This window comes from Paraburkholderia sp. BR13439, assembly GCF_040948805.1.
Lineage (GTDB): Bacteria > Pseudomonadota > Gammaproteobacteria > Burkholderiales > Burkholderiaceae > Paraburkholderia > Paraburkholderia youngii.
Genome location: NZ_JBFPKN010000230.1, coordinates 1 through 252 on the forward strand (window position 1 = coordinate 1; position 252 = coordinate 252).

1 pseudogene is annotated in these 252 nt (G+C 60.3%); it reads right to left on the reverse strand.

Features of this window, described 5'->3' with window-relative positions:
* Positions 1 to 119 (reverse strand): annotated as a pseudogene (gene tnpB, locus AB3X96_RS42990) (IS66 family insertion sequence element accessory protein TnpB); the annotation flags it as partial.
* Positions 120 to 252: the final 133 nt, after the last annotated feature.

Sequence of the window (252 nt, forward strand, 5' to 3'; positions counted from 1 at the left end):
ACCTTCAGGCGGTTGGCCCGCCGGTTGGCAAAAAGGTAAGCATGGTGCGGATGCGCGGCGCCGAACACGGTTATCACCCGACCCAGTGCCGTATCGAAGCCGGCCCGCATGTCCAGCGGGTCGACTGTAAGCGCCCGGTCATCCCATCTTGAGTCACGGTGAAAGTCTTGGGAGCATCGTGTTCACTTAAATAGGTGGACACGTGAACACTATTGAAGAAGCAGCGGCACCTAGCCGTCGACGACGCCGGCG